A 17,397-nucleotide genomic window follows, 5' to 3' on the forward strand; every position below is an offset into this window, starting at 1 on the left:
ACATCATTATTATGATGTTTTGTGTGAGGGATATAGTTGAGAGATTGTAATTTATTCCGTATTTAAGGAAAGTGAAGGAGTGGTTTGTTTTATCTATTCGTGGGAGTAAATAAAGGAGTTTTAAGTTTAGGCTTTTAATATTGGATTTAGTATTGGAAGCAAAAAAAAGAGGCTGTATCACAACTCAATTTTTCGGACTACAAACTTTCAATTTGTAAGTTGACTAAGTTAAGAAACCTTGATATAATCAATTTCAAGGTGAAATATTGAGCTTAAGGATTGTTTTTCTGTTGGGGCTATCTTATAAATTGTAACTAAAAAGAAGAGGCCGCCTCATACTGATACAGCCTCTTTTTATTAATCGGATAAATTATTTTACAATAATCTTTTGTGTTTTTGAACCTACTTTAACAATGTATAGACCTTTATTAATAGGTAAAGGCTCAATTAATTGTCCACCATTAATTTGACCTTGCTTAATAACGCTACCGCTTAGATTATAAATTATGTATTCTTTTGCCGAAGTATCATTAATATAAAGTGTATTTGATGCAACGTAAATGTTTGAATTATCAATGATTGCTTCCGTTGCGTTTAATGGGATTGAATTTCTCTCAATATTAAAATCATCAAGAGAAACATAAAAACCTCCATCGTCGGAACATGCGGTGAAATATGCATCAGTCGCATCGTAAATAGTTGAGTTTGTAACTGTAAAAGGACCAACTACTGAACCGTTAACACTTAGAGCTACGGAAAATTCTCCACTAGTTGCAGTTTTAGTCATTTGGTAAATAACAGTGTTGTTGTCACCTACTAAATCATGTGGGGCAGTTAGGTCACCAGAGGCAACTCCAGGAGTAGTTAAACCTCTTAAGTATAGTCCAATATTTTCAGCGTCAACACTAATTCCATCTGCTACGGCTCCATCAAAAGAAGATAAAAAGTTCATAGTTCCACTTTCTCCAGTTTCAGCATCAAATTTCACATGAAAACCTAAGGTGTTGGCGTTATGAGTTGAAGCGGTTGTTTGATTTTGTCCGCCACCAGCAGTAATATCTGCTGTTAGACCAAAGATACTCATTGTTCTAGTAACTAATTTAGCATCAATTGGGTTAGGGTTTGGATCTGGAGCCCAAGGAATAACATCTGGGGTAAAATCTAAACTTACATTTACTGTAATTGTTACAGTTTCGTCAACTGCCCAGCTACTAAGTGGAGTTGCGCTTTCTGTTCCACCTCTCCAGCCAAAGCCGATAATTTGACCGTTGCCATTAGCTATCCAGCCTTTATTGTTGGATACACCCATCCAGTTAGCATCCCATTGTATTTGTTTATCAGTATACCACGTACCGGTATTATTAAAATCCTCTTCAAGAACGCTTGTTTGTGAATTGGCACTAAATACAAATACAAGTGCAGTAATAAGCGTGTAAATTTTTTTCATATATCTTTTATTTAATGTTAAACAATACAGTAAAATTAGCTTTTAAATAATTCTTGTGTTGGATAAATTATATCAAATTGAGTGGTTATAATCTTAATGAAAATCACTATTTGACTAGTATTGTAATAGGCTAGACAATATATGTACATTGGAAATACCCCCCTTACGAGGATGAATATGTCTTTCTGTAGATTAATGTAGAGGGTATACCCGTAATGGTAAATAAAATAATACTTAATTAAAAATTTGAATTTTATGAAAAAACTTTACTTTTTATTAGTAGCAACAATTGTTGCTTTTAGTGCTAATGCTCAGCTAAATGGTGATGGATCAGTTGGAAGTCCTTATGAGATTAGTTCAGCAAGTGATTTGGTATATCTTTCGGAGAATCCAAGTTTATGGGGGACGGAATATAATTATATTTTAACCGATGATATCGATATGGGGTCTAATATAATAACACCGATAGGATTTAGTGATTCAGGTACGCCAACTGCGAATACTTTTAGAGGAGTTGTTGATGGAAATAATAAAGTTATTTCCAATTTAAAAGTTACAGAAGTTTTAGATGAAACTACTGATGGAGAGGGTAATGTTACTGAAAGTAATAGAAATGATGGAGTAGGTTTATTTGGAGCAGTAGTTACCGCAGAAATAAAAGACTTAGGTTTAGTAAACCCGGTCATCACCGCAACAGGCATGAATAGGGTGGCCGCTCTTGTAGGGCAACCAACTGCAGGTGTTTCCATATCAAACTGTTTCGTTGATGGAGGAAGTATTACATGTGGTGGCTGGGGAGGAGCCTTTGTAGGTGCTTCTTGGTCAAGTGTTACAATGACGGATTGTTGGTCTAATTCTTCGGTTTTAATTGGATGGGGTAGTGCTGGATTAGTTGGTTTTCTGCAAGGAGGATCAGCTGCTTTTACAAATGTTTCTTTTTATGGTAGTTCTAATGGTAATAAGCCTATTACTAGGGTTCACGCAAGTGCCTCAGCTACTTTCTTGGGTGTATATTACGATGCAACTGGAAGTTTGGATGATGACCAAACTGGTGATGAAGCTGTAGGTTTAACAACTTTAGATAATTTAGCGCTATATGTTGGTTTTGATGGTGCTGATTGGGAAATTGATCCAAATTATAATTTTGCAATTTTAAGCGGATTCTTAGGGCATTCAACAGATTTAGAAATCGATGCTATTGCTACTGCTAAAGGTTTAGTTTTTGTATCAGGAAAAACACTTTACGTTAAAGATGTTGAAGCAGCTACAAGCCAAGTTAAAGTATATAACTTAAGTGGAGTTGTAGTTGCTGAGGATGAATTTGTGGGTTCTGAGTATACTAAAACTTTAGATTTAGCTAAAGGATTATACATTGTAAAAGTAGGTACACAAACTACTAAGGTGATGGTAAAATAAATCACTGATTAAAATAAAATAATAAAGGGCATTTTCGAAAAGGAGATGCCCTTGTTGTTTTTAATTGTAGATGGTCTAATATAGATACTTACAGAGTTATTTTAAATTTTTAAACAAGCTGTAGCACCTAAAACTCCATTATTATAAATAGGCAGCACAGTTAATGAATGATCTTTACGTTTATGAAATTCGGGTACTAAAATCCCTGTGGCAGCACCCATAAATAAACCCATAAGCACATCAGTTCTAAAATGTTTTCCTGCTTTCATTCTATAGTATCCAGTTGTTGCAGGTGGTATGGTGGCTGCTGCATAAATACCTATTTTTTGCCAAGTAGAAAGATGATGGTAATCGCAATAAACCTTAGCGATAAAAAAAGAGCTAATAGCTGTTGTTGAAGTATGACCGCTGTAAAAGGAATTACTCATGTTTTCACCTGTACGCATATCCATGGGTAAGTTGGTGTTATAAGCAAGTGGGCGAGCCCTACGAACAGAAAATACAGAAACTTGGTGCAACATGGTTCCGGCCAAATGAGCTTCTCCAAACATGGCAACTATATCTAACCAATCATCTCTAATTTCTTTATCTAAAAAAAGTAGTGCCGATGCCAGTATAGTACCTGTCATTAAATTATCAGAAATATCTTGGGCCTTTTCATAATCTTTTTCGGAGTAATTTAGTACTGGCCGATCAAAAGCATTTACATCTGAGGGAGATAATTTGAGTACATCATTTTCTGAAAGAGATGCATTTTTATCTGAGATACGATATAATTGAGGTAGCGTTAATAAACCTACCACTGAAATTCCAATTTCGATTTTATGATTGACTTTATAAACACTTTGGTGCTTTAAGGAATCTTGTTTTTGTCCAATAATAGGGGAGCTTAAAATAAAAATAAGCATTACAACCAAAGACAACTTACTTGACACACACACCATAGGTTTAACCATTAAAATGAAGACTTAAAATAAAAAATGAAATAGAGATAACAAGGTTAGCTACAAAAGTAAAATATGTTATTCGTAAGAAAAAATACTTTTTTTTAAGCACCTTACCAAGGTAATATAAATCTCGTGTAAGACTCTTGTATAAGTAATCCTTGTCCTTAATTAATTCCCCAATTCCCCATTCGTATTCATCCATGCTCATGCTATGGAAATTTCCAAAAAAAGCTAAATTTCCTTTTTTATTCAGTATATCATTACGCGTAAGTGATCCTTGAGTGGTGCGAGGAACCGTTGCTATTATGGCTAATACAATCGTGATTAAACAGAGTGTTAGTAAAACGATTGCAGGCATTATTAAAGCTGGGTTTGAGCTGGAATTAGGAAACAGGGTAGATAATATGATTGATATAATAATAGCATTAATACTAATGAGTGTATTTGCTTTGTTATCGGCTATTTGACTAAGAGTAGTGTGATTACGTAAAGTAACCCTGAATAAAGTTTCAACACCTCTGTCGGCAGCAGCTTTCTTCTTTTTCTTTTTCTTTTTTTCTTTGGGTTCTGTTATCATTTCGGGGGTGTCTATTTTATCTTCTATTTTCATTTTTTGTAGTTCATTTAAATTATCTTTTTTACCCTTGGAGAAGTTCTTTTGTGCATAAGTGGTAAAGTATTGATGCACACTTAAAAATTCAATGCATTCATCTATCCATTGCTTTTTTGTAAGCTTTCTGGACTGCGTGGTTTCCTCAAAGAGATTTTGGAATTCATTTTTAATATAGGATGCTTTTTGTAGATGAGCTAAATCCGCATCTATAATAATTTGTTCAGGTATCGTTTGTGGTTTATATCCCCATTGAGTAGCTAAAATTAGTTTCTTAACTTGCTCTTGCTTGTCAATAGGGTACTCTAATTTCTGCATTTCGTTTTGAGCAAACAAAGCGCTTTCTTGTTCATTGTCGGTTTTGTCGCAAATATATATAGCATCATGAAATACAGCGGCCAACTGAATCGTTTCAATATCAGCATGTTCTTCTCCCAAAGTATTCTCTGCTATTTGAGTAGCCATTTGCAACACGTAAAGTGTATGCGACATATTATGATACTGCAAAGATTTTGGACAATCACCCTTTTGCTTGTCAGCGACTATCTTAATACATTGTTCTATCAATGCTGAATAGTTCATTTTATTCATGGTTTATTAAAACAAGAAACTAGTTCCTAATGTAAATAAATTATTTTGCTCTGATATTGAATATGTACCATTAATTATAAACGAATCTAAAATATTTACAAAAGCACCAACACCATAGGATGTATACCATCTTTCGTCGAGGATATCAGGTTTCCAAAGCTTAATTAGGTCAAAATGTCCAATAAAACCAAAATCAAAAGGTGTGATGTAATTGGGCACTTTAAACAAACTTTGCCTTAATTCTATGTTTTGATATAAAAATGATTTTGCAGTAAAGCGGTTACGTTGCACTCCTCTGAAGTTTTGAGATGGATTAATATAATTAGATTGATAAAAAGCATAAACGCCAAAATTACCATCAAAACCAGTACGTAAAGCTAAGGTTGTTTGCTTAGATGTTAAATAAATAGGTGTGTACAAAGTAGCATAAGTGTTTATCATTGCCACATTCACATTGTTTGTATTTGTAGAAGTTTTATACTCCAAGTTTACGTAAAACTTTAAGCCTCGGTGCGGGATGGCTTTATTATCCACATTTTGATACGAATAACAAATGGCTGGCGAAATATAATTTTGAGCTTGAGTTTCCCAGCTGGGGCTAATGTTTTGTGGTATCTTTTCAAAATCAACATGCTGGTAATTAACTCCAAACTTAAATAAATGTGCCTGATTATCTGATGATAATTTTAAACTTAAGTTGTAGTTATAATCATTCATCAAGGCGCTGTATTTTAAATCATCAAAGTTGATGTTTTCATCATTTACATTGGAAAAATTCATATAAATATCAGGTAGTTTTATATGTGCCGAACCTGATAAATCAAAAGGACCTATTAGCTCTCTGTAATCAAAATCGTAGAAAAAATTATATGCATTTAAATCAAAAGCTCTATTCATTAAAAGTTTATGATAATACTTGTAAGGTTCTTTCTTAAAACCATATCGTATATATTTAAAACCTGGACCTAAGTAAAAACCATCATCTTTGTTATATCCTGTTGATATCAATGGCATAAGGTGATTATATTTAAAATCCTTTCGATCGTAATCGTAAGCCTTTTTCGACGATAGTTTTTTTACTTTGGTTTCGTTACTTGTGGTTATGGCACTTTTGCCTTTGTCATCATACACGAGTGTATACTTTCTTAATCCAGAAACTTTAGATTCATCCACTATTTTATCTTTATCTTCTCCAGCAATTATTCTAACCTTTATGCTTTTACTAACTTCTCCTTTTATACGATATTCATCGGATCCTTCTAATCCATAAATCCTTATCTCATTGGTTTCGTTTATATTAAAAGTGCGGCTAAAAAACTGTTTTTTCTTTACTCGCTTTCCTTTTTTTCGAGGATACATATTTACACTTACCGAACCATCTTCTTTCCGTATAACATCAATATAATCGTCGTCTAGTGTACCATGAATACTTACTGTTTTGGATAAAATTTGATAATACTCCTTTGCAAATTGCTCCATTTGATCTCTTCTTGCTTTTAAAGTGGATATGATATATTCACCATTTACTTCAAAGCCAGCCTGAGGAAGTTCGCGTATAGCCTCTTCAATCACTTCATCGGTAACATTGTTTTTAATATAGTTAGCCTGAATAAGCCAATCGTTTAAAGATGCTTCGGTTAAAAAAGCCCTATCGAAAAAACGCGCATTAAATCCTAAACCAGCCATGTCTCTAACTTCATTTCTAAACGGTTGGAATTTACGCAGTAACCACTTTCTGTTACTAATAGACAACAAAGCCCCATCATATTGAAAAAAAGCTTGGTCTCTATCTCTGGGGATAGCTCTGTAAATTGTTTTTCCATCCTCTTTAAACGTCGCCCAACGCCACTGATCATCGTGCCTATCCCAATCGCCAATGAGTATATCAAACAAACGTGCTCTTACCATATAGTCCTTATCCACCACATGTTTATGATGCGTCTGCATATCTTCAATAGCATCGGAATAACTTAGCACCTTTTTAGAATTTCCAAAATTATCCCAAGCCGACATATCGTTGTCAGGCCTTTCTTCTAGCAAGCAAAACATTCCTCCGAATTCCTCCATGTAAGTTCCTAAAACAGAATCTTTAGGAACATAAACCAACGTTGGCTGGGCATAATAAATATCAGCCGCTTTAGATAGTTTAGGAATAGTTACCGCAGCATAAGGGTGCGAACCAGCCATTCCATCATAAATAACGTCTTGCGCAATGGTGCCACGTAAATTTCGTTCAATCAAAAACATAGAGTTTTTACGTACGCCACGTAAACTGTATTGGTAACCATCTCCGCCTTGCATACGCAGAGAGATAGTTTGCTGTCCACCACCTTTTTTAATTGGTGTTAAACCGCCGTGTTCATAATTAATATCCAAATAAGGAACTTTGATGGGTGTGGTCCATACATCTCTGTTTAAATCACCAAACCACAATCTTTTAAAAGCGGATGCAGCGTAATCGGGATTAGGCGTAACAGTGGCAAACTTGTTCTTATAACTTGTAGTGCCTTTGCTTAATTTATCCAGATTAAGCTCCACGTCTTTATGATATAGATAGGTTTCATACGCTGGAGAGTTTGGGTTCTCAACGGTAAAAAACTGTAGCCAAACATTCCCGTTGGCATAGTAAAGTAATTTAGCATACCCTTTTTGCGCTTGAGCAAATTTGGAACTACTGTTATTAATGACAGGAGAGGTTTTACTACCCGCTCCGCTGATGATATGGTGTACGGTTTCTTGTTGATGAAACTGTAAATTATGCTCGTGTCCGGCTATATAAACCATATCATCGTACTCGTAAAGAGCTTTAGTGATTTGGTTAACCATATCTTGATATACTGGATGTGCAATATCCTGATTGTGGCCAATATATTTACGATAGAATGGATATATACTACCTAATACAGGTAATGGTACATATGCTTTGGGCATGGCATGAGTAAGCGGAAAAATATGATCTTTGGGTGTGAAATTTCCACCATGTTCGCCGTTACTGTACAGTGGGTGATGGGCAGCAATAATAATATGCTTTCCCCTGTGTTTTTTCAATTCATCCTTAAACAATAATACTAACTCCTCCTCATTACGACAAGCACAGTCATCTTGCAAGCCTGTTGATCTATCGTAACGGTGTAGCCACCATTGTGTGTCAATAACAATCATTACTATTCCTGGTGCCAGCTTAACCACTTCGGGACCAGGACATCCGTTTTCTGGTAAGAAAGCATGTTTCTTATCTAGATATTTATTGACATATTTTTCCTGCCGTTTTAGCGCTTTTTTACCATTTGTTCCAAATTTATCCCAATCGTGGTTTCCAGAAATAAATATGGATTTTCCACCGAAGTTTTTTGCCACATCTAATTGAACACCTAGTCTTAACTCATCTTCGGCTCGGTTCTCGTTCGATTTTTTTCTTAAGCCATATGGGTAAATATTATCACCTAAAAATATAAGCCCACTATTGTTCGGATCTACTTTCTTTAATTCATTCTCTACCATTCGCAATACAGGCATTGAACTTAAGGTGTCTTCCCCGGTGTCTCCCAGCATAAACAAAGTATATAATGGCTCTTCGCTAGGCATTACTGGTTTTTGCCCATTTACCCAGGAAGTGATTGAAATAAGTAAGAAACAGACTGCTATATGTTTAAACATAGTACAAATTCAAAAAATAATTCTTTTTATTGGGATCGCTAAAAGGTTTAATACCTCGAGGTTTGCCTCGTTAATTATAGTTATTGTTCTGATTTATGTCTCAGGGCTTGCCCCGAGGTAGTTCACTATTTAGTTGCGATTAAATCTAAGTAAGGTTGGATATGCTTTTTTCTTTTCATTACTAATAAACATATCGCCGTTACTTAAAAAAGTAATTCCTTCGGGTTGGTTAAATATGAATGGCGATAAATGTTGATGGTTGATAACCTTTCCTTGTGGGGAAAGTTCCAGTAGCATTTTTGCAGTAGAACTCAATACAAATATATTTCCTTTGGGATGTATGGCTATGGCCGATGGTTGAAACTTTTTATAAGCATCCTTTTTCTCTATTTTAAAAACAGGCGAATCAATAAAATGCTTGTCAGATAATGAAAAGCCGTAAATATAAATATGGTCTAGCTTATTCTTATTTCCATGTTTTTTACAAGCTAATAATAAACGATCATTTTTATCATCGGTACACAATCCTTCAAAATCAAAATTCCCTTTTTTACCAAACGAATATATCTTACTTTTTTTGTTTTTTATACGATAAATAGTCCCATTACTTTTAAGCACGTAAATACTTTGCTTATAAAATGTAATACCTTCATAATCGCCTTTTTTTCCAAACTTCTTTTTATTAATAATTTCCCCTGTATGGGCATCTATATAAAAAATATACCCGTCTTCATCTTGCACTGCCAATATTACCGAATCGGAAATGGCTTGTAATCCAGAAATTTCATTTAATTCAGACGACAATTTAAATACCTCAGAGGGTTGATTAAATGAATAGACTGTGTTTTGCTTAAAACAAGAATTAAAAGTTACATTTATTGAGATGAAAATGATGAGATAAATAAATAGTTTCATAAGCTTTGAAATTGTAGAAAAAAAAGATCCAACATGGTTGTTTTGTTTATAAGTTAACAACACATGACAAAGATTTTTGTACTTCAGTTTCTTTTTCACAAGCAAAATTAACTTCTAAGCGGATGGCGTGCAATCCTGAAGCTCCTTTTAAGTCCTCCAGTTCAAGATATTCTATGTTACTTGTAATATAACCTTCTGAAATCATGTAATCGATAAATTTTTGATATTCTAATATCTCATTTGAATGTGAGTAAACAATAGCAATTTTACCTACTTGTGTTACGCGTTCTTTACTGCCTTTAATGCGAGCTTTATCAATACGTTTTTTAGTAATTTCGTATCTAATGTTGTAAGTTCCAGCTACATCAAATTTCTTTTCATCTTGTCTGAATTCAATACTCAATGGGTTAGAGTGAATGAGAATTAACTGGGTTATATTTAATTTAATGGGCAGTTCTGGTTGAAGGGATTGTATTTTACGTGCTACCTTAACCTTAACAAGCAATTGCCATAACCTAATATTGCGTAGGTACAAATCGCTGTATTCCATATCGTGAACCAATGACTGGCCAATATAACCATTATACTCAATGCCATCCGTACGATATTTTTCGAAATAGTGCGGAAAAACCTCTTGGGCATTTACTTGTTCTTGGTCGATTATTTCACTTACCTTGTTATTAATTAAGGTAAGGCTATCTTCAAAAGCCTTACGTTTTTTATACAAGATGCCCAGCTCAGGATCTAGTTGATTAAAGTATTTGTTAATCGGCTCTTCTATTTGCTGAACGCGAGATTTAATAATATTAAAAACAGGCGTAATTTCGTTTTTCATGAACTCTACAATAGAAACTTCATCACCCGAGTTTAACCCTGTTTGCACCAACTTACTATTCTCATTTATTTTGTACATTAAATCATTTACAAACGGAATTGATTTATACTGATTAAATTCTACTAAAATATTTTTAGCCATTTTTAATTGTTCCTGCAAATCGAGCTTGATAGCTTTGTTGCGTTCTACAGATGAACTCCGAATATCTGAAGCTCCATAGATTGGTATTACCTGATTAAAAACGATTGGTTCGTTAATTGCCTGAACATCGCTATTATTTTGGGTGAGCAATTGTGAGGCAACCTCTCTAAACTTCCAATCTACAGTTGGATGTATAGCAGTAAAGTTTTTTTGTATAAGCGATTGAATGCGATCATTCAACTCTTCGCGTGAGCGTTTTAAGGCTAGTGCAAAAATGGGGAAAACATCATGCAAACGCATTATCTGAAACATGTTGATGGCGTTGGGTTTTTCGCAAGCAAACTCCATCATGCCCACCATATCATCATCTAAAAATAATGGAATGACGGCATGCGATCGAATTCCTTTATTTACAAAGGCAGCATTTAATTTGTGTTCGTCTTTAATGGGCAAATAATCCTTAATTATTACAATTTGTTCTGTATCACGGGCTGTTTCGTAGGTGCTTTCTTTTAAAATGTCCATATCCACCCCGTTCTTAAGAATCGTATTTCTCCAAAAATCGTTATGGTATTTACCTCCCTGAAAATTCGGACGAACAGCAATACCAAACTTCATGTTAGGATTATCAATTAAAACCCTAACCCTTTCAATTACTTTATCGAAGCCTTGTTTTTGTAATATCGAGTTTTTATCCATTAAGTCTGATTTTAACTCAGACATAACATGATCATGTGTAACGTTTATGTAATTACTAGTTACAAAACCCGAAAACTCAAAGTCGCTCAAAGGAATGCGTTCATTCCAAAAACTTAAATCTTTGGCGCGATCAAAAAGCTCAAATATTTCATCTTTACTTAAAGGTTTAAGCTCTTTCTTAGCAATAACATCTAAATATGTAATGTCAAACTTTTTAGTATAGTAATTTATAGCGCCTGTAAGGTTGTTTGTTACCTTATAAGTAAATGGAACATTGGATTCAAAATCAAAATTATAATACTTTTTTAATATGGTTAGATAAGCTTGAAAAACCATAAATACAAGGTCTTGATTGGGTGCTAAATGAATAGCGTAATCAATAGAAAAAGCTGAATTACCTATATGCTCATCGTATAATACACTGGTATGAATGGGTTTTCTATCGAAATGAGAAAATACTGCCGATATATCAATGTTTTCATTTAAAGGGTTAATCACAAAGCTCATCAATTGCTTTATCAAATCAGCATGATTTTCTAATAACGATACATCAGTAATAACATTTGATAATTCAGGTAATTGTTTTACCTTTTTTAATACATCATTGGCATTAAGAAAATAGGGGTTTTGTTTATCCCTGCTTATTTCTTCTATCTTTTCAATTAAGAGATGAAAACTCAATGACATTTGAAAAGGAGTCTCTTCAAAGTCACATATAATTTCATTACTTTTTGTTTTCATATACAAAACGTATTAGGTATTCAAGTTTCTGAGCTTACAAATATAAAGCACAGAAAAGGTATGTTACAAAATAGAAGAATCAAACGACTATATTGGCGGATAAAGGATTTATTTTACCTACTAAAAGATAGGAACCAAACTATTATGATGCTAATCTATCTACAGTTATGTGATATAGATGTTTATAATAAAATGATTGTGCCATAGAATAATGGTGTAGATTCACACTGGTTTGTTTTTTGGACTTTCAAGCTGTATGATTTGATGTAGTTAATAAAGCCAGCTGTATTTATAAAAATATGTTCATGTTAATATGAAAATAGATTATATCCAATAAACTACTAAGGTGATGGTGAAATAAGTCACTGATTAAAATAAAATAATAAAGGGTATTTTCGTAAAGGAGATGCTCTTGTTGTTTTTAAGAGGTTGATATTTAGTGATGTATTAATGTGAATAGTGAAAGTGTAGTCTCAAAATACCATGGGTTCCGTTATCGTTTTATTTAGCCCCCTAAGGATTGTTTTTTGCAGTTATATTTTAGTGTTGTTAAAATATTTATTTAATAACCTTAATAATTTAAACATGAAAAAACTTTACTTTTTAATGATGGCAATTTTAGTTGCCTTTACAGCAAATGCACAAAATATTCTTGAAAATGCGAGTGTAGACTGGAATATGAATGCTTCAACAGGATGGTCTATAGATGCAAATAATGGGACTAATAATGCTGCGGCAGGTAATTTATCATTTAGTACGGCTGCGGATGGAACAGAAACAGTTATGAGAGTGACGTCACTTAGTAGTGACGGTACTGATTTGACTGCAGGTATTACATCGTCTCCAATTACAAGTCTTTCTGCAGGTGATTATAATATGAAGATTAGATTGAGAAATGCACCAGGAGGAGGCGCTGAAGCTAATAGTGGTGCTTTTGAATTAAGGGCGTTTATTCAGGATGCTGGGTCATGGACTAATTTTAACTCTACCGAACTTGATGATATGCGTTTTATATGGGGAGCGTATAAACTAGGTGGAATTAGTTCTGTTGATGCCTCTACGGTTACATGGCTTTCAAGTTCTTCGATTGTAGATACTGATGATGAAGGTGACTTTGTAGATACAGATGAATGGGTTGATATAGTTGTTGATTTTAATATAGCAAGTGAACTGACAAATCAAGAACTTAAACTTTTGGTTAGAATAGGTAGTGCTCATGTATCAACTGATGATGCAGCTTTTGAAATTGATTATATTGAATGGAGATCAGGAGTATCTACTGATTTAAATGATGAAATTGCCGCTGACAATATTTCGGTTATTGGCAATACTTTATATGTTACAGATGTTGAAGTTAGTACTTATAAGTTATATAATTTAAGTGGAGTGCTTGTTACGGAAGGTGAAGTGGCAGGATCTTCTGTAGTGTTGGATGCACCAAAAGGTTTATATATTGTTAAAGTTGGAACAACAACAAAAAAAGTGATGATTAAATAAGTCATCAAACAACTAAAAATAATTAAGGCATTTTCGTTACGAGAGTGCCTTTTTTCTTTTATATCTCAAAGATTGTTTTAAGTAGCAATATATATTAAAAAAGAAAGTTTATTAAGCCAATAGCTCTTAGTATCTTTGCAGCCTTAATTTTGCTACAGGTATATTATGTCTCCATCAGATAATCACGATTATATTGATCGTTTTATTAGTTTAAAGGCTTCTGCACAAGTGATTGAGCAGGGTAAACAAATTTATAATAACGGTGAAGTTTCACTTAAATATGCCAATAAGGCTTCGGATACCTGGCACTTTCATGTGCAAGGTGCGCAACTGTTTTCTGTTAATATTAGAGATTTAAACAGAAATGATTTAAAAACGACTTGTTCGTGCGCCTCTACATGGGGAAGTATTTGCGAACATTCGGTGGCCTCACTCATGTATATTAAAGATGGGGGAGAGCATAAACCAGGCGTAAGCCCCGAAACTGCAGCAGTGCATTCATCGTTGCGTACCAGTCATGGCTATCTATACGAAAAACATCGTTTTATTTCAGTAGACGATATTGAAGACAATACTTCGGTTAGTGTTATTAACGATATCTTACATGGATATAATAACCTATTATTGGAGGATGTAATTTTTGGAGATAACGAAATTACCTTTGAGTATGCCAGTTATTACGATAAGCAATTTGCTACTATTAAGTGTATTAACGAACGCATATATATATCTAGCAGCAGCAAAAAGCCTATTCCTAAATTAAATAAGGTAGAGGCGCATACATTGTTGTTAATTGCTCGTTCGGCTAATCCCGATTTATTAGAGATTTTATTCACCGATAAAATTGAAGATAAGAAAAAAGAAAGCCTAGAAAATTATGGCCTCTCGAAGGATGAAGATTTTGGTAAGTACTTTACTTATTGTTTCCATCCAGAAAGTGGTTTGATATTTAATTTCAGACCCGACCAAGTTGGATTGCTCTCTATTAATCCACATATAAAAACAAGTTTCCGAAGTTTGGTAGATGAATTGAATAAGGACGACTTGATGTTGGATGACATTCCTCGAAAAAATGAGGAACGTGTGTTGGGTTTTATTATTCAATATAATCAGGATGAGTACGAAGAATATGATGGAGAAGCTTCATTTACCATTATTCCAGCCGTAGGAAAACCAAATAAAGATAAAACGCAGCTTACCAGTCATATTGAGCGTTGGGATGAATACGAGGATATTGAGAAGGTAAAAATTACGAAGAATGCCCAGGAAATCATCAAGTGTGTTCAGCGTTTAGAGGCTACACAATCTAAAAAGAATGAGTTTGCTATTAAAAGGCAAATAATTCATCTTTTGGCAAAAGAAAGGGTGGTTCATTATCGTTCGTTAAGTGAGTTTAAGCTAAAAAAATCTGAATTATACCAAACACAAGTATTAAAGCAACCTGTTACGGCAAAATATTTGGCTTTTCAGGATGATACTTTTGTGGGCTTACGTTTATTACTTCAGATAGATGGAGAAACAGTTAATGCCAATGAAATAGACTTGTTTTATAGGCAAGCCAAAGCATATTTATATAAAGGAAAGGTGAGTGTTCCAGTAAGCTACAATGTAGCTCGCCATGTAGAAATGTGGCGTCAGGATTTAAAGATGGTTAAATCGCACCGACAGCATTTTTTCAACGAAATTATGATGCCATTGTCAAAGAATTTTGAAATTGACTTTGGAAATTCTGGTTTCGAGATTGAATCGGTAGAGCTTGATTTTAATAAAAAACAGGTGTTTCTTTCAGAAATGCACGACTTTTTAATTATCACACCACAAGTGGAATATCATAATGGTGTTTCGGTGATGCTAAATCAGTCGGGTAATGTGTTGGTAGATGAAAATGGAGAAGTAACCGAGTACAAACGTAATCTGGAGCTAGAAGAGGATTTTGTAAATACCGTTGCTGAGCTTCATCCATACTTTGAAGAACAAAAAGAAGACAAACGTTTTTACTTGCATTACGATACGTTTACCGAAGATATGTGGTTTTACCGCTTCTTTGAGCAAATGCAAAATTTAGAAGTAGAAATTTTTGGGCTTAAAGAACTTAAAAACTTTAAATACTCGCCGTTTGCAGGCAAAGTAAGTACTAATATTTCTAGCGGACAAGATTGGTTTGAAGTAGATGTAAAAGTAAGCTTTGGAGATACACAGGTTCGTTTAGCGGATATTAAAAAAGCGGTATTGAACAAGCAAAAATATATTCAGTTAAAGGATGGAAGTGTGGGAATGTTGCCCAATGAGTGGTTACATAAACTAGAAAAATTCTTTAGACATGGAGAAGTAAAAGGCGATAAACTTTCGGTATCGAAAATGCGTTTTGCAGTTATTGATGAATTATTTGAGGATATTGATGATGCTCAGATATTAAATGATATTGCAGAGAAACGTCGTCGCTTAGCTAACTTCACACAAATAGAGGAAACGGTTGTACCTGCGGAGATAAATGCAGAGTTAAGGACCTACCAAAAGGAAGGTTTAAATTGGCTTAACTTCCTCGATGAAATGGGATGGGGTGGTATTTTAGCTGATGATATGGGATTGGGTAAAACATTACAGATTCTTACCTTTTTGCAGCATATTTTAAATAAGGATAAAACGCCAAGTATTGTTGTGGTGCCAACTACCTTATTGTTTAACTGGCAGAATGAGATTGCTAAATTTGCTCCCAAAATAAACGCCTATTATCATTACGGAATCAATCGTACAAAGGATGTGAATCTATTTTCGGAATACGATGTGGTTTTTACCACCTATGGTGTTTTACTGCGCGATATAGAAATGATAAGTCAGTTTAGATTTAACTATGCTGTATTGGATGAGTCGCAGGCCATTAAAAACCCAGCATCGCGACGTTTTAAGTCGGTCAATTTAATTCAGGCCAACAACCGAATTGCTTTGTCAGGTACGCCTATCGAAAATAGCACTTTTGATTTATATGCGCAGATGAGCTTTGTGAATAAAGGCTTTTTTGGAGGAGCAACAGGATTCCGTTCGCAATTTTCTAATGCTATTGATAAAGAAGGAGACGACAATATTGCTGCCGAATTACAGCGTTTAATTAATCCGTTTATCCTAAGAAGAACCAAGGAGAAAGTGGCTTCGGAACTACCGCAGAAGACCGAGGATGTGATTTACTGCGAAATGGAAAGCGAGCAGCGTAAAGTATATGATGCCTATAGAAATGATTTTAAAAATCAGTTGTTAGAGCAGATTGAAAGCAATGGTATTGAAAAATCAAAATTAATGGTACTAGAGGCGCTTACCAGAATGCGTCAGATTTGTGATTCGCCAGCTTTATTAAATGATGATAGCATTAAAAGCACCGAATCCATTAAAATTAAAGAGATAGTTCAGCATATTACGGATAAAACAGCCAATCATAAAATTCTAATTTTCTCGCAGTTTGTTAAGATGTTAGGATTGATTAAAACGGAGCTAAATCGCAGAAATATTGCTTACGAATATTTAGATGGACAAAGTTCAACGGTGCAAAGAGAGCGTTCTGTCAATAACTTTCAGGAGAATGACGACTTACGTGTTTTCTTAATTAGCTTAAAAGCGGGAGGTACAGGACTGAATTTAACGGCTGCCGATTACGTTTATATTGTAGATCCTTGGTGGAATCCTGCGGTAGAAAATCAAGCCATTGACCGTTGTTATAGGATTGGACAGGATAAAAAGGTATTTGCTTATCGTATGATTTGTAAAGATACGGTGGAAGAAAAAATACTTCAGCTACAAAGCAAGAAGAAGAAAATTGCAGGAGACATCGTTCAAACGGATGAAAATATCATGAAAACCATTCAGGCCGACGATATTAAAGAGTTGTTTTCTTAAAAAGAAGTTTAGTGGG

9 protein-coding genes are annotated in these 17,397 nt (G+C 34.3%); 3 read left to right on the forward strand and 6 right to left on the reverse strand.

The window, feature by feature from the left end; genetic code table 11:
* Positions 1-370: 370 nt before the first annotated feature.
* Positions 371-1,447, reverse strand: a complete 1,077-nt coding sequence (locus A8L32_RS02150) for a T9SS type A sorting domain-containing protein (protein WP_066627235.1) — start codon at positions 1,445-1,447, stop codon at positions 371-373.
* 255 nt (positions 1,448-1,702) lie between these two features.
* Here A8L32_RS02150 and A8L32_RS02155 point away from each other — a divergent pair, with 255 nt between their 5' ends.
* On the forward strand, positions 1,703-2,863 hold the full coding sequence (locus A8L32_RS02155) for a T9SS type A sorting domain-containing protein (protein WP_066627237.1): 1,161 nt from the start codon (positions 1,703-1,705) through the stop codon (positions 2,861-2,863).
* 101 nt (positions 2,864-2,964) lie between these two features.
* On the opposite strand, the gene A8L32_RS02160 is transcribed toward A8L32_RS02155, so the two are convergent.
* The 5 genes from A8L32_RS02160 to A8L32_RS02180 all read right to left on the reverse strand — a co-directional run bounded on the left by A8L32_RS02160 (position 2,965) and on the right by A8L32_RS02180 (position 11,999).
* Complete coding sequence (locus tag A8L32_RS02160; protein ID WP_158027190.1) at positions 2,965-3,798, reverse strand: phosphatase PAP2 family protein; 834 nt, start codon at positions 3,796-3,798, stop codon at positions 2,965-2,967.
* 13 nt (positions 3,799-3,811) lie between these two features.
* Positions 3,812-5,002, reverse strand: a complete 1,191-nt coding sequence (locus A8L32_RS02165; RefSeq protein ID WP_158027191.1) for a Pycsar system effector family protein — start codon at positions 5,000-5,002, stop codon at positions 3,812-3,814.
* Between the two features lie 15 nt (positions 5,003-5,017).
* Positions 5,018-8,668, reverse strand: a complete 3,651-nt coding sequence (locus A8L32_RS02170) for a metallophosphoesterase family protein (protein WP_066627243.1) — start codon at positions 8,666-8,668, stop codon at positions 5,018-5,020.
* Positions 8,669-8,797: 129 nt separating this feature from the next.
* Entirely contained in the window at positions 8,798-9,583 is a 786-nt protein-coding gene (locus tag A8L32_RS02175; RefSeq protein ID WP_143524994.1) for an SdiA-regulated domain-containing protein, read from the reverse strand.
* Between the two features lie 46 nt (positions 9,584-9,629).
* Complete coding sequence (locus tag A8L32_RS02180) at positions 9,630-11,999, reverse strand: GAF domain-containing protein (RefSeq protein ID WP_066627247.1); 2,370 nt, start codon at positions 11,997-11,999, stop codon at positions 9,630-9,632.
* A 585-nt stretch (positions 12,000-12,584) separates the two neighbouring features.
* Here A8L32_RS02180 and A8L32_RS02185 point away from each other — a divergent pair.
* Positions 12,585-13,496 (forward strand): T9SS type A sorting domain-containing protein, encoded by a 912-nt coding sequence (locus A8L32_RS02185; RefSeq protein WP_066627249.1) that lies wholly within the window; start codon positions 12,585-12,587, stop codon positions 13,494-13,496.
* A 165-nt stretch (positions 13,497-13,661) separates the two neighbouring features.
* A complete protein-coding gene (locus A8L32_RS02190) occupies positions 13,662-17,381 on the forward strand; it encodes a DEAD/DEAH box helicase (RefSeq protein ID WP_066627252.1) in 3,720 nt (1,239 codons plus the stop codon).
* Positions 17,382-17,397: the final 16 nt, after the last annotated feature.

The organism is Labilibacter marinus (assembly GCF_001659685.2).
GTDB classification, from domain to species: domain Bacteria; phylum Bacteroidota; class Bacteroidia; order Bacteroidales; family Marinilabiliaceae; genus Saccharicrinis; species Saccharicrinis marinus.